This is a genomic window from Pseudoalteromonas sp. C8 (genome assembly GCF_011378685.1).
Taxonomy (GTDB): Bacteria; Pseudomonadota; Gammaproteobacteria; order Enterobacterales; family Alteromonadaceae; genus Pseudoalteromonas; species Pseudoalteromonas arctica.
Window position 1 is genome coordinate 23044 of sequence record NZ_WTKT01000015.1, and the last position, 23325, is coordinate 46368.

Genomic DNA, 23325 nt, shown 5'->3' on the forward strand with positions numbered 1-23325 from the left:
ACACACAAGGGCAAAATTATGTATAAATTTATACTCGCATTTTATTTAGTATTAACAACTGTATTTGCAACCGCAGTACACGCAGATGAAACACAAGACTTAACCTCTATTCAACAAAAGTGGGCAATTGCTAATTACGAACTTGAAGATGATGCGCAAATAGACGCGTTTACGCAACTAAGTGAGCAAAGTGCATTGTTTGTTAAAAACTACCCAAACTCGGCACAAACACATATTTGGAATGGTATTGTGTTAGCCAGTTTTGCAGGCGCAAAAGGCGGGTTGGGTGCACTTGGTTTAGCAAAAGAGGCAAAAACGTCACTCGAAAATGCACTCTCAATAGATGGCAGTGCATTAAATGGCTCAGCTTACGCAAGCCTTGCAACGCTTTATAGCAAAGTACCCGGTTGGCCAATTGGTTTTGGTGATGACGACAAAGCTGAAAAATTATTTAAACAAGCGCTCGCTTTTAATCTCGAAGGCATTGATACTAATTACTTATACGGTGAATATTTGTATGACGAAGGCGATTATAAACAAGCTAAAGCACGACTACTTGTAGCACAAGCTGCGGGCATTCGTGATACTCGGGCAAAAGCAGATGAATATCGCCAACAAGCAATAAGCCAGCTATTGGTAAAAGTAGATAAAAAACTAAAAAGATAAACACATAATGCATTTATTACTCGTTGAGGACGATCATTTAGTGGCGCAAGGGCTTATTCGCTCTTTGCGTCAAGAGGGCTACAGCGTAGAGCATAGTGGCACAGTTAAGCATGCCTTAGAGTGCCTTTCTAGTGGTGAGATTGAGCTTATTATTCTCGATTTAGGATTACCTGATGGCGACGGCTCGCAAGTTTTAAAGCATATTAAAGCACAAAAAAAAGTTATTCCGGTGGTTATTTTAACTGCTCGCGGCAGTATTGATGACAAAGTCCAAGGGCTTGACATGGGCGCTGACGATTACCTTGCAAAGCCGTTTGACCCCGCTGAGCTATTTGCCCGTTTACGTGTAGCAAGTCGGCGCATTAACCAAACACAATCAAGCTTATTGCGCTGTGGTGATGTGGTAATGGATACATCTGCTCATACAGTTACACTAAGTGGGCAGTCACTTACACTGCCGCGAAAAGAATACATGCTTTTAAAAGCGCTGATGGAAAATCAGGGAAGGGTGCAATCAAAACAACAGCTCGAAAACAAACTTTACCAATGGGGTGAAGAAGTTGGCTCTAATGCCATAGAGGTCCATATTCATCATCTTCGTAAAAAATTCCCTAGCGATTTTATTAAAACCTTACGTGGCATTGGCTACGTAGTTGGTAAGCGTTAGAGTGTGTTTGTTTTTCGAGGTTGAAAATGTCTATTCGTAAACGCCTGACCTTAATTTTACTTTCAATGATGGTGCTAACTTGCTTTTTAGCTTTAGTAAAAGGCTACCAAAAAAGCATGCACCACGGCGAAAACTTGCTTGATAATGAACTTAAAATAGTGGCTGGCGTTTTAATTGAGCAACCATTAGCACTAAGCACAAATGCAGTACAGGTAAGCAATAATAGTGCTCAGTTGTTGTATCAAATCTGGCAAAACAATAGTTTACTTAGCGGCTCATCGAGTTTAACGAATAACCAAATTAGTTTTAGCGAGGGCTTTCAAACTGCCAATGTAGCAGGGCAGCGTATGCGAGTGTTTGTGATGAGAAAAAATACTCGTAAAGTCATCGTTGCTGAGCCTATGTCAAAGCGGTTTGAATTAGCTGAAGCCGTTATTTTATCTGCAATGTTACCTATGCTATGGGCAGTCCCTCTGCTTGCTATTTTTATTAGCTTTTTTGTTAAATACGCATTAGCCCCTCTTACTCGATTATCTAAGCAGCTGGCTACTCGCCAAGCAAACGACTTTACGCCAATTAACTGGCAGGTAACCGACGAGGAAATTAAACCTGTTATTAATCGTTTAAACGACTTATTTAAGCGCGTAGAAACTGCCTACTTACGAGAGCGCTTTTTTGCCTCAGATGCAGCTCACGAATTACGTACCCCGCTCAGTAGTTTAAAAATTAATGTACACAATTTAGCTAGTAAGCAAAGCAACTCGCAAAACCATCAAGAATTACAAGCCATGTCGCAGGGCATTAATCGCTTAAGTAATATTGTTGAACAAATGCTAATTTTAGGGCGCACCCAGCCTGAGCAATGGCAGAGGCAGTTTAGCGAACAATCATTACTAACGATTACTCAGCAAGTCGTATCGGAGCAATACGACAAAATAGATGAAAAAAACCAAACTATTAGTCTTGAAGGTGATGATTTTATTATTAATGGTGATGAGTTTACATTAACCACACTCATCGCTAATTTACTTAGCAATGCCATAAAATACACCCCCAATAATGGTCAAATAATAATTAAATTAGCATCAAATAATAACAGCTATAGTTGGCAAATTGATGATTCTGGTGCGGGCATGACTGAAGAGCAAAAAGAGCGAATATTCAATCGCTTTTATCGCGTAGGTGGCGATCAGCATCCATCAGGCGAGCAAGGTGCGGGTTTAGGTATGGCGATTGTTCAACACATAATTGCTATTTATGGCGCAAGTATTCATTTAGCGAATAGCCCTTTAGGCGGACTAACCGTTAAGGTTACTTTTACAGGAGTAAAAAGTGACTAAACGTTTATTCAATCAATGTCTTTGTTGTTTGCTATTTTTGTCGTTTAACGCGGTGAGTAAAGAGTACCTTATTATTTTAAAAGATCATTTGTTTTATCCCTCGCAAATAATTATTCCCGCAAATAAAAAAGTAAAACTATTGATAGAAAACCAAGACAGCACACCAGAAGAGTTTGATAGCTTTGATCTAAACAGAGAAAAAGTACTCTACCCAAATCGTAAAAGCATTATTTATATAGGGCCACTAAGTAAAGGGCATTACGAGTTTTTTGGTGAGTTTTCGCCAAATACAGCAAGGGGCGTTGTTATAGTTAACGATGAAGGGGCGCAGCATGCTAATAACTAGTTTAGTCATGAGCCTTAACCAATTACTACCAGTGGCTATTTTATTAGTGCTACTACAAGTAGTTAAAAAACAAAGCTCTTTAAAAATAGGCTCTGCTTTAGTAATAGGCGCGGTAATGTCGTTTTTGTACATGCAAAGTGCGTCGTGGGTTAGCCAGTGGTTTGAACACCAAGGGTTAGAGTACTCACAAATAGGGCTATGTATCACTATATTTATTGCTGTATTGGTATTTGCACTAAAGCAAAAGTCAGCGGCATTTTATATCGCAATTATAAGCACAATAACGCTGTATTTAAGCCATTATATTATTTACCTCACCAGTTTTTGGCAAAATAATGATGCAGGGCAAAGCTTATTTATTGGCACTTTATTAGGTGTGGGAATTTGTTTAAGTTTTAGCGTATTGCTGTACTTTTTAATGAATGCAATTAAGCACCGTTTTGGTATGTATCCGCTTTTTACTTTGCTTGCTTTTAACAGCGCGGCTAAGTTATTAGTTGCACTGGATTTAGCGAGTCAAATAGATTTAATTACAAACACCTCAACAGTGTGGGATTTACGTGATTTGTTAAACGAAAACTCTGAGCTAGGCCGCGTACTGCGTGCTCTTGTTGGTTACGAGGCCACTCCTGATTTAATGAGTGTACTTATATATAGTACAAGCAGCGTGTTATTTTTATTACTTTGTTATGTTATTCCAGCCTCAATAACTAAGGAACGTGTATGAAAGCACTCAACCTATATTTAGCGCTTAGCTTTACCGTTTTTTGTTTGTTGGTACTTTCAACCCCAGCAAAGGCCGATGGAATTGTTGTTGATAAGGTATATCACCCCTATGTTTTACCTTTTGAGCGAGAGTTTGAATGGCGGTTAGTGTCGCACCAAACAGATAGTGGCAACATACTAGCGCAGCGTTTGGGTGGCGGTGGTGCTATTAACGATACAATGGCACTCGAAGGCTATTTAGTTGGTGAGCGAGACGATAACGGCGACTTTGGATTAGAAGCTTATGAGCTTGAGCTACGTTGGCAATTAATTGAGCAAGGTAAATTATGGGCTGATTGGGGCGCGTTATTTGAGCTTGAAAAAAAACATAACGAAGATGTGTATGAGGCAACTTCGGGTTTTGTGATCGAAAAAGAGTTTGGTAAAACAAGCTTAACTATGAATGCCTTTTTAGTGTACGAGTGGGGGCAAGACATTAAAAATGAATGGGAAAGTGAGTTTAGAGCACAATATCGCTATCGATATCGCTCTGCTTTCCAGCCCTCTATAGAGGTTTACGCAGGAGAAGACTTTATTGGTATAGGACCTGGCTTTATAGGTTTACAGCGCTTTGATGGGCAAAAGCAATTAAAATGGGAGGCGGGTTTCATCACTGAGATAAGCCAATCAGAAAAAAACCATAGTTTTAGGCTCGCATTAGAATTTGAATTTTAATAACAACTAAAAGTAGTTTTGATTGTTTATTATTCTGATTATAGATAGGTACTTGACATATTATTTAAACTCTATATAGTGGGCCGCAGCTAGAAAGAAAGCATGTAAGCTATAAATCTCCATTTCGATATAAGTAATACTTGTAGTACCGTCCTGAAGTTTTTAAAGTACCATCTCATTTTTTGCTACACCCGCTCTTATGAGCATATTTTTATTTTTATTTCAGGATATTACAATGTCTAACATCGTATCAGGTACAGTTAAGTGGTTTAACGAGTCTAAAGGTTTTGGTTTCATCGAGCAAGAAAATGGCCCAGACGTTTTCGCACATTTCTCAGCAATCAAAAGCGAAGGTTTCAAAACTTTAGCTGAAGGCCAACGTGTAGAGTTTACTCTTTCACAAGGTCAAAAAGGTCCACAAGCTGATAACATCACAGCTGTATAATTTTACTTTTTAAGTAAAATGAAAAAAAGCGCTTAAGGCGCTTTTTTTGTGTCTGAAATTTGACTCAAACCAAGCAACGCCCATTATCAATGTAAATTAACTAAATGATATTGCTATTATTTAGCCCCTCCTAATATTCGTTTTTCTATTCTTCTAAGCCATTGCGCTAATGCAAGTGAGTTTAAGCTTGTAATTTATACCGAACATTTCTCCCTTATAATTTCAAAACAACAAATTCAAAACGACAAAGACCAGCTTGTTAGTAGTACTCTCGATATTGTAAAAGATATTTGCACAGCTATTGATATAACCTGCGAGTTTAAATTGCTTCTTTGGAAGCGTGCTTATAACTTAGTTCATAAAGACCCTCACTTAGGCATTGTTTCAATAGCGAAAACACCGAACGTGAACCTCTATTTATTGGAATTGGTATTAGTATAAATAATCAAAAAGATGCAAAGCTGTTTTCTTTAAAATTGTAAGGGGTGATATATACGAATCATAGTAAATAAAATTGGTTTTAAAGCGGGTAAAAACTTACTAATGTTTGGAGGCGAAAACAATATATGGATTTGTTTTTAAAAAGAAAAATAGATCTAATTTTGGGCTCATAATGACAATAATGCATCAGCTGGAACCTTTGACTATAGAGTTTGGAAGGTGCTGAAAGGCTGCAAAAATTACATCTTTGTGCGCTTGCTAGCAATTGCATCGCATTTAATAAGTAAGTAGTTGTGTGTGCCATAAAGCGATTTAACAAAGAATATAAAAAGTTAAAAATGAAAGATGATTTTGCCGCCTATAAGCATACTTACCTTCAATGATTTATCTTTCGTAAGGCAGCCCTTTATTTTGCTTTATTTTTAAAAATGCAGCTTGCAGTGCTTCTATTAAATGCATATCTGTTTTTTTATTTGCAGCTAAATAAGCATCAATTGTTAGCTCATCTATTTTATAAATAAACTTTAAGTGTGCTGGTTTGAGCTTTAGATAATCACTCATCTGCTGCATGAATAAAGGATCGTCTACAATTAAATCTACTTTTTTAGCTAATAGTAAGGAGTATGATTTTTGAATATCAGAGGTTAAAACAACTTCAAAGCCAAGTCCCGTGAGGGTTTGTGTTGAAAAGTCATTGCGTTGCATTGCAATTTTATACACTTTTGCTTGTTCAGTATTATTTATAATAAGATCATTTCGCTCTGATAGGCCGATAAAGCCCATCTCAAATCGTCCAACTGGTCCAATCCAATAAAATTTATTTTCTCGCTTTACAGTGCGTGCAAGGCTGTATATAAAGGTGTTTTTTAACTCATCTGCAATTTTATAAGCACGTGCCCAAGGATACATTTGAATGTTAGGTGTGAGATCAGCCTCAGCAAATATATCTCTAATAAACTGAGTACCTTCACCTGCTACCTCGCCATTAATCAATACTTGGTTTGGTGGTGCTAACTCTGTAACAACAAGCAGGGCTTCCTTTGCTTGAACATACACAGAACAAATTAAAAAAAGAGAATAAAGAATATATTTCACAATAGCGAATCGTCATTCGGTTAGCTTAAGTAATAATAAGTGTGGCTGAAAATATGAAAAACACAAAAATTATTTATGTGAACTTGTTACTAAGATATTGGTTTATTTGAGTTATGTATAACTATAAAGGGGGCTAGATAGATAAGTGGTTCGAGGTTAGAAGTAGTTGAGGCTAAAAATTAAGGCCTAAAACGATAAAAGGGCCTTGCGGCCCTTGGTGAAGTATCGTTCAAGTCAGATAGAGCTTTAACCCCTTAAAGCGCTATCCTCTTGTTTTGCAACACCGGTGTTCATCTCAATAAGTTTCTAAGCTAGCGAGAGGAAAAACCCAGCAATTGCTGCGCTCATAAGGTTAGCCATAGATCCTGCTAACACTGCTCTGAGCCCTAAGCGTGCGATATCCTTCCGCCGACTAGGCGCCATACCGCCTAACCCACCTAGTAAAATGGCTATCGATGATAAGTTAGCAAACCCACATAAAGCAAAAGTAACGATTGCTTGTGTGTGCGCGCTTAACGTATCGCGATAATTTATAAAGTCTAAGTAAGCAACAAACTCGTTTACTACTATCTTTTGACCAATAAAGCTGCCGGCTATAATCGCTTCATCCCATGGCACACCTAGTAACCATGCAACTGGAGCAAATACATAACCTAATATTTCTTGAAGCGTTAATGTTGGGTAATCAAACCACCCGCCAATACCGCCTAATAAACCGTTTAATAATGCAATTAGCGCTACAAAAGCAAGTAACATTGCACCTACATTAAGTGCTAAATGCATACCGTTTGCAGCACCTGATGCAGCTGCATCAATTACATTTACAGGCTTATCTTCGTCATCTAAATCTAAATCAGCTAAGTTATCTCTAGGCGTTTCAGTTTCTGGCACAATCATCTTGGCCATTAAGAAACCACCTGGTGCAGCCATAAAGCTCGCAGCAATAAGATACTTAAGATCTACGCCAATAATTACGTAACCGGCCATTACAGAGCCTGCTACAGTGGCTAAGCCACCTACCATTACTGCAAACAATTCCGATTTTGTCATCGTTGCTATAAATGGCTTAACTATTAACGGTGCTTCAGTTTGGCCTACAAAAATATTTGCAGTTGCTGAAAGCGATTCTGTGCGCGAGGTCTTCAATAATTTTTGTAAACCGCCGCCTAAAATCCTAATTATCCAATCCATAATGCCAAGGTGATATAACACAGCAACAAGCGCTGAGAAAAACACGATAACTGGCAAAACTTGAATTGCAAAAATAAAACCTAATGTGTCTTGTGAGGCGAGTGGACCAAATAAAAACCCAATACCATCATTAGCATAACCAATAACCGATGAGACGGCTGATGACATGCTAGTTAACACATTTTTTCCTGCTTCGAAAAACAGAACAAAACCGCCTATAACAATTTGCATCGCAAATGCTATACCAACGGTTCTTAAATTAATTGCCTTGCGATTAGTTGACGCAGCAAAGGCAATGCTTAGTAGCACACACATGCCTACTAAGCTCATAAATGTTGTCATACAAATGTTTCCCGTTGTTATTCTTGTAGTAAATATTTAATTTTACTTTTTATTATATCAATCGCAACGCGGTTCATGCCGCCTCGAGTCACAACTAAATCAGCATTATGCTTAGAAGGCTCAATGAATTGATAAAACATCGGTCTAACAGTTGCCTGATATTGCTCAACAACAGATTGTAATGTTCTGCCTCGTTGCTCCATATCACGTTGCATACGACGCATTAAACAAATATCTAAAGGTGTGTCTATAAACACCTTAATATCAAATTCTTTATTAAGCGCTTTATCACTCAATAGTAAAATACCTTCAACAATCAGTATTTTAGCAGCTGGCACTCGGCGTGTGGTTGCGCTACGCGTGTGCTGTGCATAATCATACGTTGGTACTTCTACTGAGTTACCACAACGAAGTTGCGTTAAATGCTCAAGCATTAATGCGTGTTCAAATGCATCTGGATGGTCGTAATTTGTTTGCGTACGATGAGCCATCGGCAAATGCGACTGATCCTTGTAATAAGCATCTTCTTCAATAATGGCGATAGCGCCTGGTTCAAGCTCATTAACCAATTCATTGTAAATTGTTTGGCTAAAAAGAGATTTGCCCGACGCTGATGCGCCTGCAATGGCTATAATAGTAGTTCGTGTCACTAAAGTTCTCATCCACACAGAAAGATATATTGTTGGTAGATCACAATAGCAAAAAAGACACGATTAATCTCTTTTGCTTCGCTCAAGGGTGCAAATTTATAATGTTTAGGTTTTATGAAACAGGACTTTTGTCCTGTACGGAAAATTCGATCAGCGGATAAAGTAACCACCTAGAATCAAAGTGAGGTCAAAATGGCAAGAGCAATTATTTTAATGGCAGATAGCCTAGGAATCGGTGCAGCACCAGATGCAGATAAATTCGGCGATCTTGGGGCTAATACATTCGCTCACTTACTAAAAGCATATTACGACGAAACAGGCAGTGCGCTGTCGCTTCCTAACCTATCAAAACTTGGGTTAGTGGATGCATGCGAAGCTGCCGGTGGCGAACCGTGTTTAATTTCAGACCGCCAAGCTCCTCAAGGTGCATGGGGTTACGCTAAAGAAATCTCTAGCGGAAAAGACACGCCATCAGGTCATTGGGAAATGGCAGGCGTACCTGTGTTATTTGATTGGGGATATTTCCCAAAAACACAGCCAAGTTTCCCACAAGAATTTATAGACGAGTTTATTGCTCGTACAGGTATTCCAGGCATTTTAGGCAATTGCCATGCATCAGGAACTACCATTTTAGAACAGCTAGGTGAAGAGCACGTAAAAACAGGTAAACCAATCTGTTACACCTCAGCTGATAGCGTGTTTCAAATAGCCGCGCATGAAGAGTCATTCGGCCTAGAGAAGCTTTATCAAGTTTGCGAAATCGCACGGGCGCTACTTGATGAAATGAATATAGGACGAGTGATTGCGCGGCCATTTTTGGGTTCAAATAGCCAAGACTTTGCTCGAACGGGTAATCGTCGTGACTATTCAGTACTTCCGCCTGCACCAACATTGCTAGATGTACTAGCAAAAGACGGCGGCGAAGTAATTAGTATTGGTAAAATTTCAGATATTTACGCGCATCAGGGCATAACCCAAAAGCATAAAGCACCTGGACTTATGAACTTGCTAGAAAAAACTAGCGAAGTAATGGAAAGCGCGCCAGATCGTAGCTTAATCTTTACTAACCTAGTTGATTTTGATGAAAAATTTGGTCATCGTCGTAATCCAGTAGGATACGCAAAAGCATTAAAAGAATTTGATGACTATTTACCAACTATACTAAATCAGTTAAAAGCAGATGACGTATTAATGATCACTGCAGATCATGGCTGTGACCCAACCTTTCCAGGTTCTGAGCACACTCGTGAATACGTACCTGTTATTGCATACCAGCCAGGTATGAGTAACACACCATTAGGTGAACGCAACAGCTTTGCAGATATAGGTCAAACACTGGCACAGTGGTTTAGCTTATCTGCGCTTGATTACGGCGACAGCTTTTTAAATGAGCTAAAAACGCCAAATAAAAAGGAAAACAATTAATGAGTACTCCGCATATCAGTGCAAACGTTGGTGATTTCGCCGAAACAGTATTAATGCCAGGCGATCCGCTACGTGCGCAATATATTGCTGAAAACTTTTTAGATGATGCAGTACAAGTTACAGGCGTTCGTAACATGTACGGTTTCACTGGTACTTACAAAGGTAAGCCAGTAAGTATCATGGGTTCAGGCATGGGCATTCCATCAATGTCTATTTATGCACGTGAGCTAATTGTAAGCTTTGGCGTTAAAAATATTATACGTATTGGTACGTGTGGCGGTATTGGCACAGATATCAAAATTCGTGACGTAATTTTTGCACAAGGTGCAAGCACAGATTCAAACGTAAACCGTGCACGCGTACGTGGCTACGATTTTGCTGCTATTGCTAACTTTGACCTACTTTTAAACGGCGTAAACGCTGCTAAAGAGCTAGGAATTAAAGCAAAAGTAGGTAATGTATTTACGACAGACACATTCTATCAAGCAGATGACTCGTTCTATAAAGACTTAGACAAGTTAGGCATGCTAGCAGTAGATATGGAAACAGCAGGTTTATACGGCGTTGCAGCTGAATACGGCGCAAACGCAATGGCATTATTTACAGTAAGTGACCACGTAATCACTGGCGAAGCAACACCTGCTGATGAGCGTCAAAGCACGTTTAACGAAATGGTTAAAATTGCTTTAGAGTCAATAGCTTAAATAATACATAACAGTTCCTTGGTAACGTATTCACTAAGTTTTGGAGACACGCCCAAAGTGAAGTGAGACTAAACCTCCAAAGCCGCATTTATGCGGCTTTTTTTATGCCTGAAGAAAATGGGTAGCAGCTTCTAATTACTTATACCAATTCGCTTAATTAAGTGATCTATTTTGAGGATGGAAAAACGTGTTGATAGCTAGGCAAAAAATTCGCTATTTAGTTGTTCTAAATGAGAATTTTTTAACGCAGGTAGCGACACGTTTAGCCCCTAAAAATGATTAAGTATTATTGCGGGTTGGTATTAATTCAACCATCTAAAAACTGCGTTTTTAAACGCCTGCAAGCAGCGCGTCTACAGGTGGATTTTAGCCACCGCGTTAAGTTTTCCACGTAGGCGCAGAGCTTGCTCGCGCGAGAAGCGCAGCTTCTAATTACTTAATCACCCATCCTAAAAACTACGTTTTTAAACGCCAGCAAGCAGCGCGTCTACAAGTGAATTTTAACCACCGCGTTAAGTTTTCCACGTAGGCGCTAAGCTTGCTCGCGCGAGAAGCGTAGCTTCTAATTACTTAATTACACAACAAACATAACCTTTAAAAACAAAAAAAGGACCAAGGCCCTTTTTTATGATGTTGCGCCTAATCATACAGGCCAAATACTGAGTGCTTAAACAACTTCACCAGCTACTATCGTATTAAAGCTGTCGTTGTCATGTAAGCTTGCAAATGCGCTCTCATGTAATAGCTCATTACGTAAATTTGGAGAGTATTCGAGTGCCATTTTAATGTCGGCTAATGCATCAGCATGCTTATGTGTTAGCGCATAAGCACATGCTCGTTGCCAATAGGCATAACCATAGACACTATCTATATCAATGGCTTGATTACACAACTCAATGGCTTGTGCTGTTTCATTTATTTCTAATAACGCATCGGCCTTATAAGCAATGGCTTCAACATCCTCTGGTTTGCGTTTTAAAATCTCATCAAATATTTCAATTTTATTAGCAAAATCACTTTCTAAATTGGCACGCATCCATAACGAATGAACCTCGTTGGTAACCGATATGCGCTCTTGGTTACTGAGTATTTCTTCTGAGCGTACGCGTAGTTTTTCTTCAAGAATTTTTAATCGGTCTTCATACTCGTCAGTAATTACACTTACACGTGTATTTACAATATCTTCTACTTTGTTTTTAACATCGCGTAGTGAGTTCCAGCCCACTAAAACCAAAATAGAAGCCGTAGCGGTAATTATAAAAAATACATTATTAATAGTATCGGTAGTGTATGTTAATGCGCGATCTGCAGTATCAAGCTGTGCATGAGTAACTTGCTTAGTTACATCCTCACGGAGTTTTTGTTGATCTTGCCTTACGGCTTTTAGCTCGTCGAGTATGTAGCGCTCCATTAGCGGTTTAAACATAGACTCTTTAAGTTGTTTGAGGGCTTGTTGCTCTTGTTGTGCTGTAGGGGCTGCTGGTTTTTGTTCAGCAGAATTTACTATGCCCGAAAAAAAAGTTAAACAAACAAAAAGTGTAGATAGGTAATAACGCATCGGTACGCCTAATTAAATTAATTACTGTAATAACTTTAACATGCAGGGCTGAATGGCACTAGGGCGCGTTGTTATTTGTGGATTAAAATTGACCTAATTTAGATAGGAGCAATAGTTGTAAGAATTTTTTAGTCTAGAGGCTAGGGCGTGTTGATCTTTCGTGATTAATTTTGCAGCTGTATATTTGGTTTTTAGGCAAGGCAGAGCCTATGTAGTGTGGTTATTCCCCATAAATAGGCGATAACGAAGCATAAATGCCAAACATGCGCTGCCCTTAGGGTTCTTTCTAGGGACGATTTACTCTTTGTTGCTCGGTTTTTACTTAGCCCACTAGGTTACAAACCTCGCGCCGGATTAAATCGTCCCTAGATTAAACAAATTTCAATCCACAAAGGTCAACACGCCCTAGCAATAACAGGTTAAAGCATGAGCATTTTGCTAATACTAAGGTGGTTTTAGGAAAAAATAGGCAAAAAAAACCAGCTCAATATGAGCTGGCAAAAACTGCTTAAAACAACAATATGTCGTAGGGATTCACAGGAGAACAACTTCATACTAACTGAATCTTTATGAACAAATACTTAATTCAATTCAATTAGTTAAAAATATAAGAATACTCAAAGTATTCGGTTTATAAAGTAAAGGTGCATTGGGCTTAAGTAATGCACCTTTATAATTATAACTATATAACTACAATTTCATGGTGAAGGGGGGTATTCCAATGTGCGCTTCAAATAAATTAAAGCCACTTTCAAACCCTTCACATACCATTACGCCGAAATTTTTCAATTCGATCACAGGTCTAGTAAAAAGGTTAAGGTTAATTCACTAATTTGTTTTTTTATCTTACGTAATACCTTACACGAGCGTCGTCAGATTTATTTTTACTATTATTTTGAATGTAATTACAAGCTATTGTTAAATACATCATTAGCAAAAGGCCAATCAAAAATATAAATTGGAGCAATCGTTTTAAATAGTATGTTGAGGCTGGCGAAGCATAATTTATGCGCCTATATTAAGGATACGTAAGTGTTTAGGCAGGCACACTAAATAATAAGTAAGCCGATTAAATAAAAATAACCGTTACTTTTTAAAAAGTTATAAATACATAAACAACAATACTGATTGATTAAGTATTTTACTTTTCTATTATAAGGATTCCAGAATGAGCAACCCTAAAGCAGGCCAATGTCCGGTCATGCACGGCAGTAATACTAAAACGTCTAATCCCAATACTGATTGGTGGCCAAATGCCCTAAACTTAGACATTCTTCATCAGCACGACACCAAATCAAATCCATACAATAGCGACTTTAATTACGCTGAAGCATTTAAATCAATCGATCTTGACGCGCTAAAAACAGACGTAAAAAGCTTAATGACCGATAGCCAAGATTGGTGGCCAGCCGATTGGGGACATTACGGCGGTTTAATGATTCGTTTAGCATGGCACTCAGCGGGTTCATACCGTTTAGCCGATGGTAGAGGGGGCGGTGGTACAGGTAATCAACGTTTTGCGCCACTAAATTCATGGCCAGATAACGGTAACCTCGACAAAGCGCGCCGTTTACTTTGGCCAATAAAGAAAAAATACGGTAACAAGCTTTCATGGGCCGACTTAATTATTTTAGCGGGCAACATGGCATACGAATCAATGGGCTTAAAAACCTTTGGTTTTGCCGGCGGCCGAGAAGATATTTGGCATCCTGAAAAAGACGTTTACTGGGGAGCCGAAAAAGAATGGTTAGCGCCAAGTGACGGCCGTTACGAAAGTGTAGATAAACCAGACACCATGGAAAATCCATTAGCCGCAGTACAAATGGGCTTAATTTATGTCAACCCTGAAGGTGTAAATGGTATTCCTGATCCGCTTAAAACAGCGGCCCAAATTCGCGAAACTTTTGCACGTATGGCAATGGATGACGAAGAAACCGCCGCATTAACGGTAGGCGGACACACAGTAGGTAAAGCGCACGGTAATGGCAAAGCAGAAAACTTAGGACCAGAACCAGAAGCAGCTGACGTACACGAGCAAGGCCTTGGTTGGAATAACACTACAACCCGTGGGATTGGCCGCGATACAGTTACATCAGGTGTAGAGGGCGCATGGACTACGCACCCAACACAATGGGATAACGAATACTGTAAGCTTTTATTAACCTACGAATGGGAACTCACTAAAAGCCCTGCAGGCGCTCATCAGTGGGAGCCTATTAATATTAAAGAAGAAGACAAACCTGTCGATGTAGAAGATTCATCAATTCGTTTAAACCCAATGATGACAGATGCTGATATGGCCATGAAAGTGGACCCAACGTACCGTAAAATTATTGAGCGTTTTTATAACGACTTTGACTACTTTTCAGACGTGTTTGCACGTGCCTGGTTTAAACTAACTCACCGCGATTTAGGCCCTAAATCATGTTACTTAGGTGCTGACGTACCAAGCGAAGACTTAATTTGGCAAGATCCAATTCCAACCGTTGATTACACATTAACAGACGACGAAATTAGCAATTTAAAAACGACATTATTAAATTGTGGTGTTAGTGCCGCTGATTTAATAAATACAGCTTGGGATAGCGCACGTACTTATCGTGGTTCTGATAAACGTGGCGGCGCAAATGGTGCACGCATTCGTTTAGCACCGCAAAAAGATTGGCAAGGTAATGAGCCAGAACGTTTAGCATCAGTACTTAGTGCGCTTGAAAAAGTGCAGGCTGGCTTGAGTAAACCTGTTAGCATCGCCGACTTAATTGTTTTAGGTGGTACAGCAGCCGTAGAACAAGCTGCAAAACAAGCCGGTGTTGATGTAAACGTGCCGTTTGCTCCAGGACGTGGAGATGCAACAGACGAAATGACTGATGCAGAATCGTTTGATGTACTAGAACCCATTCACGATGGTTTTAGAAACTGGCTGAAAAAAGATTACGCAGTGTCAGCGGAAGAGTTATTACTAGAGCGCAGCCAACTAATGGGATTAAGTGCACCAGAAATGTCGGTACTTATTGGTGGGATGCGAGTACTAGGTACTAACTATGCTGGCAGCGAGCATGGTGTATTTACAAATAGCGTAGGCTCATTAACCAACGACTTCTTTGTAAACTTAACTGACATGTCAAACCGTTGGGAGCCAACTCAAAAAGGTTTATACAATATAGTAGACCGTAAAAGTGGCACTACTAAATGGACTGCAACACGCGTTGATTTAGTATTTGGATCAAACTCTATATTGCGCGCACTTGCTGAGTTTTATGCACAAGACGACAACAAAGAGCGCTTTGTACATGACTTTGTAAATGCATGGGTAAAAGTAATGAACGCAGACAGATTCGATCTTAAATAATCTGTACGCTAAATAAAAACGGGGGAGTAATAATTTACTCCCCCGTTTTTGCATATAGTCCCGGTCAGTATTACTTATAAAATATTGTAATTTATCTAAGTCATATAAAAATTAGGCATTAAAAAAGGCGGCAAAAGCCACCTTTTTATAAAACAATAAAACTTATAGAAGTGCAAAAAGCTTTTGTAGTTGTGGCATGTATTCGCTCACAAGTTCAAGGTTGCTTTCGCTTACTAAAGACTCTGTAGACTCCTCAGCTGCGCTTGACGATTTACCAAACGAACCCATTAACGAACTAGCGCCTTTATCTTTAGCACTTTTCATACTTTGAAAACCGCCCATTACTTTATTCGCTGTTTCTTGATTATCAGCAGATAAACCCGATTTAAGGTTTTCGATATAAGCCATTGATACTTCAGAACCTACAGTTACTAGTTGCTCTGGTGTAAAGCCGTAGCGGCCTGTAACACCCGCGAAGCTTTTGTATAGGTCTTGCTCTTTAATCATGCTTAGTGCGCTATTAGCTAAAGAGCTTTGTTCGTCAACACTTTGATCTGCAGAACCACCTAACATACTTGCTAAGTCTAAGTCTAAGTCTTTTAAAGACTCTTGGCTGCTTGCCCAGCTCGTTACAGCTGGCAGTGCTTTCATATAGCTTTGAAGTTGACCTTCGTTAATATCTACTGCAAGGCTTGAGAAACTCATTGCTAATAAGCTAAGTGATACAAGTATTTTTTTCATTGAGCATTTCCTAGTATTAAAGTTGTGCCAATTAGAAACTAATAAGCAACACTTGCCAACACAAAATAATATATTGGCTGATTTTATAGTACAATTTATGAGAATTTATTTAAGTTCTAAGAATTTAGTTCATTCACCACAAGCTAATGTACTGATGATATAATACATTTTTGACAAATAGAGCTGAACACAATGTTAACAATTTCAAATACTGTCACTATCGATGAATGGGAACTAGAGCTAACGGCTATTCGTTCGCAAGGTGCCGGTGGTCAAAATGTTAACAAAGTCGCAAGTGCAATTCATTTACGCTTTGATATTAACCGCTCTAAATTACCTGATTTTTATAAAGAGCGTTTGCTAGCCTTAAATGATACAAGAATTACCAAAGAGGGCGTTTTAATAATTAAAGCGCAAAGCCATCGTACTCAAGAGCTAAACCGAGAAGATGCCCTTAAGCGCTTAAAAGATTTAATACTTAGTGCTACCGTTGTTAATAAAGCGCGTCGTGCCACCAAACCTAGCCGTAATTCACAGCGAAAGCGCATGGACAAAAAAACCAAACACGGGCAAAACAAAGCGCTACGCGGCAACATAAAGTTTTAGTTTTAAACGGTATTAATAAAGTAGATAAAGGACTTGATGCCTACATGCAGGCACCATTTTTACATCGTATTGTACGTATAAAAATATAAGTGAGGGGTAGCCTCACTTATATTTAATAACTATTAATACCTACTTAGCCATTTCTAAATCAGATTCTGCATTTGCCAACATTGCAAACTCTTCATCAGCGCTTTTAGCAACTAAGTGTTTTGAGCTATAGCCAAAGTAATATGCGGCGCCCACAATAAACAGCACCATAGTGTATAAAAATGCACGAGGGTCAAACGCATACACACCCGTTAATGCTATAAGCGAAAGTACTAAAGCAATACTTGACGTAACTACGCCACCTGGAGTTTTGTACGGGCGAGGTAAATCAGGTTGTTTAACGCGAAGTAAAATATGGCTCAGCGCCATTAATGCATACGAGAGCGTTGCACCTACTACTGCCATTGCAAGTATTAAATCACCCTCACCACTGAGTGATACTAAAAAGCCAAATACTGCAGGTACAATCAACGCACGTGCTGGCACTTTGCGATTAGTCGTAATAGACAACGAACGTGGTAAATAACCGGCTCTAGATAGAGCAAACACTAAGCGACTATAACCATAAATAATAGAGAAAAACGAAGCAACTAAACCCGCAAGCCCTAATATATTTACAACGGTTGCTAAGCCCTCACTACCGGATGCATTTAATGCATCAACTAAAGGCACTGCACTTGCCCCCATTGCAGCAGCACCGCCAGCACCAGGCACTAAAACAACAACTAAAAAAGCAGTAAATAACAAAAAGATCATTGCACCAATAATGCCTTTTGGCACATCTTTAGCGGGATCTTTTGCTTCTTCAGCAGCAAGCGGTACACCTTCAACCGCCAAAAATAACCACATGGCAAACGGTAATGCAGCCCAAACCCCGTACCAACCTAAAGGTAAAAACTCACTAGCTCCCACTGCATCGGTTACGGGGACGTCAAATAAGCGCGATGCATCAAAATTTGTGATTAAAACAAAAGCCGTTGCAATAATAGCTAATACCGCTAAACCACTTATTACCATCATTACTTTAAGCGCTTCTCCTACGCCCGCTAAATGAATTCCCACAAATAGTAAGTAAAATAATGCATATACCCATGGGCCATTAAATCCGGTGAGGGCTTCAACTGCCGAGCCTATAAAAATAACAATAGCAGCGGGCGCTAAGGCGTATTCAATTAATACGGCAAGCCCGGTTAAATAGCCTCCCGCTGGCCCGATAGCTTGACGCGCAAAACTATAACCTCCGCCTGCAGCAGGTATTGCAGCTGACATTTCAGCAAGCGATAGTACAAGCGCTAAATACATAACCGCCATTAATACTGCAGCAATGGCAAAACCACCCCAACCGGCTTCGGCGATACCAAAGTTCCAGCCTGCAAAGTCACCCGATATTACATACGACACACCCAAACCTGCGAGCAATAACCACCCCGCAGTACCCTGTTTTAACTGTCTTTTAGCAAGGTACTCTGTATTATTAGTAGACATAACCTTTCTCCGTTGATGTTTAGTTTTTATTTTTTTATTTCATGTGTTTTTAATTAAAATTACTCAGCAATTAAAAAGTTAGTGGTTGAAACCTGATGCTCAATTACATCATCTTGTGTGCGGTCTTTTAAATTAACCCCAGTTAGTTTTAGTTTTTTAGCTTCACGTAATAAGTACAGTGCGCGTCTCGCCGCTTCTGTATAAGATAGGCCTGCAGGGCGAATATTCGATATGCAATTACGACATGCATCGTTAAGTCCTGTTTTGGGCTCCCATGTTAAATACAAGCCAAGGCTATCTGGCGAACTAAGTCCTGGGCGCTCTCCTATTAACACCATAACCACCTGCGCATTTAGCAACTCACCTATATCGTCGCCAATCGCTACTCGCCCTTGCTCAACCAAAGTAATGGGAGCAATTTTAAATTGCTTGTCTGTTGTAAGATGCGTTAATAGCTCTGTTATAAATGGGTATGCATTTTTTTGTACCGCCAACGACGAAAGTCCATCAACCACTACAATTGCTAAATCGTATTTAGCCTGCGCAGTGTGCTTTTGTTTATTCATATAGCTGAGAAGTACTTGCCTACCATTTTCATCAAGTTTGCGGCCTAAATCGGGTCGCTGAAGGTAAGTAACCCTGTCAACGGCTTGGCTGTGTAAATGCAGGGGAGGGGCAACCTCTTTTAGAGCACTAATACTGCCTAGTTGCTCAGTCATTTCGTTAATATCAAGCGGAAAACTCACCGCATCACGCGCTTGTGCATGAGATAGCTGAAAAGCCAGCATTTCTGAGGTTGGCAAACTTATACCAGCGCGACCAAGCCCAATACGGGCGTCGGTAAAACGCCGTAAATCACTCCAAGGATTGTGCACTACATTACCGTTATTTTTATGCTCGTTTACTGAGTTATCTAATGGAGTGGTCGGTTTTGAACGTGATTTCATGAGCCACCTCCAGTAATTGCACCCAGAGGTTTAGCAAAAGCGGGAGGCAAGGTATCTGAAAGTGTGATGTCGGTAGTGCTTTGCATAATTTTCATTTTGCTTAGCCATGCTTCAAACTCAGGGGCGGGTCTAGAGCCAAGAACTCGACGCACATATAATGCATCATGAAACGACGTAGTTTGGTAGTTAAGCATAATATCGTCAGAGCCAGGTATTCCCATTACAAACGAGCAACCTGCAACACCTAATAGCGTTAGCAAATTATCCATATCGTTTTGATCGGCCTCTGCATGATTGGTGTAACACACGTCGCACCCCATCGGTATGCCTAGTAACTTAGCGCAAAAGTGATCCTCAAGTCCTGCTCGGGTAATTTCTTTACCATCAAACAAATATTCAGGGCCAATAAACCCCACCACGGTATTAACCAGTAACGGATCAAACTTACGAGCAACTGCATAAGCGCGAGCTTCACACGTTTGCTGATCAAGCCCATGATGCGCATTTGCTGAAAGCGAACTGCCTTGCCCAGTTTCAAAATACATCACATTATTGCCAACAGTGCCGCGCTTTAAACTCAAAGCGGCATCTTGCGCTTCAACTAAGGTATTTAAATTAAAACCAAAACTTGAGTTAGTAGCCTCCGTGCCGCCAATCGATTGAAATACCAAATCAACCGGTGCGCCAGCTTCTATACATTCAATAGTGTTAGTAACATGGGTAAGCACACAGCTTTGCGTCGGTATGGCGTATTTTTGAATAACATCATCCATTAATGTCATTAATTTAATGGCTTGGGCAACGTTATCGGTTGCTGGGTTTATACCTATTACGGCATCGCCATTACCGTATAGCAGCCCATCAAGCATGCATGCAGCAATACCGTTAATATCGTCAGTTGGATGATTTGGTTGTAAACGTGTAGATAAATGCCCAGGAAGGCCAATAGTGTTTCTAAAAGCACTCGTAACATGGCACTTTTTAGCAATTAATATGAGATCTTGATTGCGCATTATTTTGCTAACAGCAGCAGCCATTTCGGGCGTAATACCTTGCCTTATACTTGCAAGTATAGCGGGTGTTGCAAAGTCGCTTAAAAGCCAATTACGAAAATCGCCTACGGTTAAATGTGCAATAGCCATAAAGGCATTGGCATCGTGCTCGTCAATAATTAAGCGTGTAATTTCGTCATCTTCGTAGGGAATAAGTACCTCATTTAAAAATGTTTTAAGAGGTACATCGGCCAATGTCATTTGAGCCACAGCACGTTCTTGTGCTGATTGTGCAATGACGCCCGCTAAGCGATCACCCGAACGTTGCGGCGTTGCTTTAGCCATTAACTGGGCTAAGTTCTTGAATTTATAAGTGTGTGTACCTAAAGTGTAACTGTACGCTTGCCCCATGATTTACTCCACATAACTAATATGATAAACCTTGGTATAGGTTTTGCTGCATCTTTAGCTATAAATCAATTTTCAATAGTTACAAGACAGCTTATTTTGTACCAAGTAACTATCGAATTTCGGCAAAAGATTATTTATTAATCCAATTCAATTGGTTACATACGCAAAGCGGTGTTAACTTAACCATAATAAAAGTGTAACGAAAAAGAGCATCCCCTATATGGCGCAGCAAAGTAGCTACAACGCACCACTAAAGAGCAAGGTGCAAACACATGACATAGACGAGCAAGCGCATAGCCTTACTCAATGGCAGCAAAAATACGATCAAATGAGCGACGGCAGCTTTTATGGTTTTATTGAAGAAACAGATTACGTCAATATTCATGTGTTTAAAGAATACACCGAGCGAGCGCTTCGTCAGCAATGTAACATCGCCCCCAATTCTGTTTGGCTTGGCATTCCTTGTCAGTCGCAGCAAAGTAAGATTAATGGTCTAAGTGTGGCAAGTAATCAATTTATGTGCCGTACAAGTGATAATGACTTTGAGCTGATAACCCCTGAGCAATTTAATATTTATGGTTTGGTAATCGATTGGAATTCAATTGAATATATGGCGCAACTACAAGGCGTAACATTGAAAAACCTATCATCTGCCCAATCAGCTCGCTTATCGGTGAGTAACTCATCATTGCAAACGGCAAGGCAAATAATTAATAGCATGGTTGTAGGCAAGGGCTTTGGACTTAAAACCGAATCGCAACAAGATATGCTAAACATGTTGGCACTACACTTATTACAAGCAGATAATCCACAACAAAATATTGCGCCAAGTTATAAACATAGAAAAGCCGTAGTAGATAAAGTAAAAGATTACGTGGCCACAAATCCACAAAACCCAATAACCATAACCGAGCTGTGCGAGCTTGCTTTTGTAAGTAGGCGCACACTTCAGTATAGTTTTGAGAGTATTTTAGGAATTAACCCTTTGCGGTTTTTACGTTTAACACGCTTAAATAATGTAAGGCGGGAACTAAAAAAATTAAACCAAGATAAGCCAATTTCAGTAATAGCAGCCAATTGGGGATTTTGGCATGCGGGACAATTTGCTAAAGATTACACGCAACTATTTGGTGAAAACCCATCACAAACAGTTAAAAATTCAGCACAGCAGTTTAAACCACCGTGCTCTACAAACTTGTAGGTGCGAATTTACTTCGCGCTCATGTAACGTAGCTTTAATGCTCTAAAAGTGAAAGCGAGGTATAAAACCTCACCTACATCGTGCAAACACCAAACCCGTAGCTGCGAATTTATTTCGCGCTTATGTAACATGGCTTGAATGCTCTAAAAGTGAAAGCGAGGTATAAAACCTCACCTACATCGTGCAAACACCAAACCCGTAGGTGCGAATTTATTTCGCGCTAATGTAACGTGGCTTAAATGCTCTAAAAGTGAAAGCGAAGTATAAAACCTCACCTACATCAACACCGAACCCGTAGGTGCGAATTTATTTCGCGCTCATGTAACATGGCTTTAATGCTCTAAAAGTGAAAGTGAGGTATAAAACCTCACCTACATCGTGCAAACACCAAACCCGTAGGTGCGAATTTATTTCGCGCTTATGTAACATGGCTTTAATGCTCTAAAAGTGAAAGCGAGGTATAAAACCTCACCTACATCGTGCAAATACCAAACCCGTAGGTGCGAATTTATTTCGCGCTAATGTAACGTGGCTTAAATGCTCTAAAAGTGAAAGCGAAGTATAAAACCTCACCTACATCAACACCGAACCCGTAGGTGCGAATTTATTTCGCGCTCATGTAACATGGCTTTAATGCTCTAAAAGTGAAAGTGAGGTATAAAACCTCACCTACATCGTGCAAACACCAAACCCGTAGGTGCGAATTTATTTCGCGCTTATGTAACATGGCTTTAATGCTCTAAAAGTGAAAGCGAGGTGTAAAACCTCACCTACACCGTGCAAATACCAAACCCGTAGGTGCGAATTTATTTCGCGCTTATGTAACGTGGCTTGTATGCTTTAAAAGTAAAAGCGAGGTATAAAACCTCGCTTACTATATTCAAAAGCCCTATTTGATCGGTGCTATTTAAGCCGCGATTAAATAGGACTCTTGTCCTGAATGCTTGTTGTTGCGTTTAAACGAACCTTTGCCTTTTTTAGCTTTAACCACTTGTGGTTTAAATAATTTAGAGGTGACCATCGCCGCTAGTGCATTGTGGTTTATAACGCCTCGCCCTGTATCTACCGCGCTGGTGTTTGCGGTTTTTGCTTTAGATTTTTTAGTCATATATTTCCTATCAACTAATGGTTATTTTAAGTTAAATAATAAAGAGGCTTTTATATTAGCCTATTTAAGAGATGGCGATTGTAGGCTTAATTTTCAACCGCGCAAGTATTTTTAATGCCCAACAGGT

Annotated in this window: 21 protein-coding genes; 12 read left to right on the plus strand and 9 right to left on the minus strand. The window is 39.7% G+C overall.

Annotated features, from left to right (window positions below; all coding sequences use genetic code 11):
• Nucleotides 1-18 precede the first annotated feature (18 nt).
• The 7 genes from GQR39_RS14445 to GQR39_RS14475 all read left to right on the plus strand — a co-directional run bounded on the left by GQR39_RS14445 (nt 19) and on the right by GQR39_RS14475 (nt 4904).
• Nucleotides 19-666, plus strand: coding sequence for a hypothetical protein (locus GQR39_RS14445; protein WP_165735955.1), 648 nt, complete (start codon nt 19-21; stop codon nt 664-666).
• A gap of 7 nt (nt 667-673) precedes the next feature.
• Nucleotides 674-1333: a response regulator transcription factor gene (locus GQR39_RS14450; RefSeq protein ID WP_165735956.1), complete on the plus strand. Its 660-nt coding sequence runs from the start codon at nt 674-676 to the stop codon at nt 1331-1333.
• Nucleotides 1334-1359: 26 nt separating this feature from the next.
• On the plus strand, nt 1360-2673 hold the full coding sequence (locus tag GQR39_RS14455; protein ID WP_165735957.1) for an ATP-binding protein: 1314 nt from the start codon (nt 1360-1362) through the stop codon (nt 2671-2673).
• Entirely contained in the window at nt 2666-3019 is a 354-nt protein-coding gene (locus GQR39_RS14460; protein WP_165735958.1) for a cupredoxin domain-containing protein, read from the plus strand. Before GQR39_RS14455 ends, GQR39_RS14460 begins: the two co-directional genes overlap by 8 nt.
• On the plus strand, nt 3006-3746 hold the full coding sequence (locus GQR39_RS14465; protein WP_165735959.1) for an iron transporter: 741 nt from the start codon (nt 3006-3008) through the stop codon (nt 3744-3746). The genes GQR39_RS14460 and GQR39_RS14465 overlap by 14 nt, the downstream gene beginning before the upstream one ends.
• A complete protein-coding gene (locus GQR39_RS14470) occupies nt 3743-4459 on the plus strand; it encodes a hypothetical protein (RefSeq protein ID WP_165735960.1) in 717 nt (238 codons plus the stop codon). The genes GQR39_RS14465 and GQR39_RS14470 overlap by 4 nt, the downstream gene beginning before the upstream one ends.
• A gap of 235 nt (nt 4460-4694) precedes the next feature.
• Nucleotides 4695-4904, plus strand: coding sequence for a cold-shock protein (locus GQR39_RS14475; RefSeq protein WP_002959120.1), 210 nt, complete (start codon nt 4695-4697; stop codon nt 4902-4904).
• Nucleotides 4905-5729: 825 nt separating this feature from the next.
• On the opposite strand, the gene GQR39_RS14480 is transcribed toward GQR39_RS14475, so the two are convergent.
• From GQR39_RS14480 to udk, 3 genes are all read right to left on the minus strand, one after another.
• The gene (locus tag GQR39_RS14480) at nt 5730-6440 is read right to left on the minus strand and encodes a transporter substrate-binding domain-containing protein (protein WP_346774499.1); all 711 of its coding nucleotides are present in this window, start codon (nt 6438-6440) and stop codon (nt 5730-5732) included.
• Between the two features lie 306 nt (nt 6441-6746).
• Nucleotides 6747-7973 (minus strand): NupC/NupG family nucleoside CNT transporter, encoded by a 1227-nt coding sequence (locus tag GQR39_RS14485; protein ID WP_007583535.1) that lies wholly within the window; start codon nt 7971-7973, stop codon nt 6747-6749.
• Nucleotides 7974-7990: 17 nt separating this feature from the next.
• Nucleotides 7991-8623 carry a uridine kinase gene (gene udk, locus GQR39_RS14490; RefSeq protein ID WP_007583533.1) on the minus strand — a complete coding sequence of 211 codons (633 nt, stop codon included), beginning with the start codon at nt 8621-8623 and terminating at the stop codon, nt 7991-7993.
• 192 nt (nt 8624-8815) lie between these two features.
• Here udk and GQR39_RS14495 point away from each other — a divergent pair, with 192 nt between their 5' ends.
• Together GQR39_RS14495 and deoD are read left to right on the plus strand one after the other, a co-directional pair.
• The gene (locus GQR39_RS14495; protein ID WP_010555228.1) at nt 8816-10048 is read left to right on the plus strand and encodes a phosphopentomutase; all 1233 of its coding nucleotides are present in this window, start codon (nt 8816-8818) and stop codon (nt 10046-10048) included.
• Nucleotides 10048-10752, plus strand: coding sequence for a purine-nucleoside phosphorylase (gene deoD, locus GQR39_RS14500; protein ID WP_002959109.1), 705 nt, complete (start codon nt 10048-10050; stop codon nt 10750-10752). Before GQR39_RS14495 ends, deoD begins: the two co-directional genes overlap by 1 nt.
• Nucleotides 10753-11419: 667 nt before the next feature.
• Here the strand turns inward: deoD and GQR39_RS14505 are convergent.
• Entirely contained in the window at nt 11420-12310 is an 891-nt protein-coding gene (locus GQR39_RS14505) for a tetratricopeptide repeat protein (protein ID WP_007583526.1), read from the minus strand.
• A 1168-nt stretch (nt 12311-13478) separates the two neighbouring features.
• Here GQR39_RS14505 and katG point away from each other — a divergent pair.
• Nucleotides 13479-15659: a catalase/peroxidase HPI gene (gene katG, locus GQR39_RS14510; RefSeq protein WP_165735961.1), complete on the plus strand. Its 2181-nt coding sequence runs from the start codon at nt 13479-13481 to the stop codon at nt 15657-15659.
• Nucleotides 15660-15821: 162 nt separating this feature from the next.
• Here katG and GQR39_RS14515 read toward each other — a convergent pair whose 3' ends face one another.
• A complete protein-coding gene (locus GQR39_RS14515; protein ID WP_165735962.1) occupies nt 15822-16400 on the minus strand; it encodes a short-chain dehydrogenase in 579 nt (192 codons plus the stop codon).
• Nucleotides 16401-16592: 192 nt separating this feature from the next.
• Between GQR39_RS14515 and arfB the strand changes: the two genes are divergently transcribed.
• Nucleotides 16593-17006 (plus strand): alternative ribosome rescue aminoacyl-tRNA hydrolase ArfB, encoded by a 414-nt coding sequence (arfB, locus tag GQR39_RS14520; RefSeq protein ID WP_007583522.1) that lies wholly within the window; start codon nt 16593-16595, stop codon nt 17004-17006.
• Between the two features lie 129 nt (nt 17007-17135).
• Here arfB and eat read toward each other — a convergent pair whose 3' ends face one another.
• The 3 genes from eat to GQR39_RS14535 are packed head-to-tail and all read right to left on the minus strand — an operon-like array spanning nt 17136 to nt 20889.
• Nucleotides 17136-18539, minus strand: a complete 1404-nt coding sequence (eat, locus tag GQR39_RS14525; protein WP_165735963.1) for an ethanolamine permease — start codon at nt 18537-18539, stop codon at nt 17136-17138.
• A gap of 59 nt (nt 18540-18598) precedes the next feature.
• A complete protein-coding gene (gene eutC, locus GQR39_RS14530; RefSeq protein ID WP_165735964.1) occupies nt 18599-19486 on the minus strand; it encodes an ethanolamine ammonia-lyase subunit EutC in 888 nt (295 codons plus the stop codon).
• A complete protein-coding gene (locus GQR39_RS14535) occupies nt 19483-20889 on the minus strand; it encodes an ethanolamine ammonia-lyase subunit EutB (RefSeq protein WP_165735965.1) in 1407 nt (468 codons plus the stop codon). The genes eutC and GQR39_RS14535 overlap by 4 nt, the downstream gene beginning before the upstream one ends.
• Nucleotides 20890-21109: 220 nt before the next feature.
• On the opposite strand from GQR39_RS14535, the gene GQR39_RS14540 reads away from it, so the two are divergent.
• Nucleotides 21110-22090 carry a helix-turn-helix domain-containing protein gene (locus tag GQR39_RS14540; protein WP_165735966.1) on the plus strand — a complete coding sequence of 327 codons (981 nt, stop codon included), beginning with the start codon at nt 21110-21112 and terminating at the stop codon, nt 22088-22090.
• Between the two features lie 907 nt (nt 22091-22997).
• Here GQR39_RS14540 and GQR39_RS14545 read toward each other — a convergent pair.
• Nucleotides 22998-23198: a ribosome alternative rescue factor ArfA gene (locus tag GQR39_RS14545; RefSeq protein WP_002963106.1), complete on the minus strand. Its 201-nt coding sequence runs from the start codon at nt 23196-23198 to the stop codon at nt 22998-23000.
• Nucleotides 23199-23325 lie beyond the last annotated feature (127 nt).

What these genes read in the sequence shown, in the direction of transcription:
- GQR39_RS14455 (WP_165735957.1), top strand. Translation starts at nt 1,360, where the DNA reads ATGTCTATTCGTAAACGCCTGACCTTAATTTTACTTTCAATGATGGTG.
- GQR39_RS14515 (WP_165735962.1), bottom strand. Translation starts at nt 16,400, where the DNA reads ATGAAAAAAATACTTGTATCACTTAGCTTATTAGCAATGAGTTTCTCA.
- GQR39_RS14545 (WP_002963106.1), bottom strand. Translation starts at nt 23,198, where the DNA reads ATGACTAAAAAATCTAAAGCAAAAACCGCAAACACCAGCGCGGTAGAT.
- deoD (WP_002959109.1), top strand. Translation starts at nt 10,048, where the DNA reads ATGAGTACTCCGCATATCAGTGCAAACGTTGGTGATTTCGCCGAAACA.
- GQR39_RS14470 (WP_165735960.1), top strand. Translation starts at nt 3,743, where the DNA reads ATGAAAGCACTCAACCTATATTTAGCGCTTAGCTTTACCGTTTTTTGT.
- GQR39_RS14540 (WP_165735966.1), top strand. Translation starts at nt 21,110, where the DNA reads ATGGCGCAGCAAAGTAGCTACAACGCACCACTAAAGAGCAAGGTGCAA.
- eat (WP_165735963.1), bottom strand. Translation starts at nt 18,539, where the DNA reads ATGTCTACTAATAATACAGAGTACCTTGCTAAAAGACAGTTAAAACAG.
- arfB (WP_007583522.1), top strand. Translation starts at nt 16,593, where the DNA reads ATGTTAACAATTTCAAATACTGTCACTATCGATGAATGGGAACTAGAG.
- GQR39_RS14485 (WP_007583535.1), bottom strand. Translation starts at nt 7,973, where the DNA reads ATGACAACATTTATGAGCTTAGTAGGCATGTGTGTGCTACTAAGCATT.
- GQR39_RS14450 (WP_165735956.1), top strand. Translation starts at nt 674, where the DNA reads ATGCATTTATTACTCGTTGAGGACGATCATTTAGTGGCGCAAGGGCTT.
- GQR39_RS14495 (WP_010555228.1), top strand. Translation starts at nt 8,816, where the DNA reads ATGGCAAGAGCAATTATTTTAATGGCAGATAGCCTAGGAATCGGTGCA.
- GQR39_RS14445 (WP_165735955.1), top strand. Translation starts at nt 19, where the DNA reads ATGTATAAATTTATACTCGCATTTTATTTAGTATTAACAACTGTATTT.
- GQR39_RS14465 (WP_165735959.1), top strand. Translation starts at nt 3,006, where the DNA reads ATGCTAATAACTAGTTTAGTCATGAGCCTTAACCAATTACTACCAGTG.
- eutC (WP_165735964.1), bottom strand. Translation starts at nt 19,486, where the DNA reads ATGAAATCACGTTCAAAACCGACCACTCCATTAGATAACTCAGTAAAC.
- GQR39_RS14535 (WP_165735965.1), bottom strand. Translation starts at nt 20,889, where the DNA reads ATGGGGCAAGCGTACAGTTACACTTTAGGTACACACACTTATAAATTC.
- GQR39_RS14475 (WP_002959120.1), top strand. Translation starts at nt 4,695, where the DNA reads ATGTCTAACATCGTATCAGGTACAGTTAAGTGGTTTAACGAGTCTAAA.
- GQR39_RS14505 (WP_007583526.1), bottom strand. Translation starts at nt 12,310, where the DNA reads ATGCGTTATTACCTATCTACACTTTTTGTTTGTTTAACTTTTTTTTCG.
- katG (WP_165735961.1), top strand. Translation starts at nt 13,479, where the DNA reads ATGAGCAACCCTAAAGCAGGCCAATGTCCGGTCATGCACGGCAGTAAT.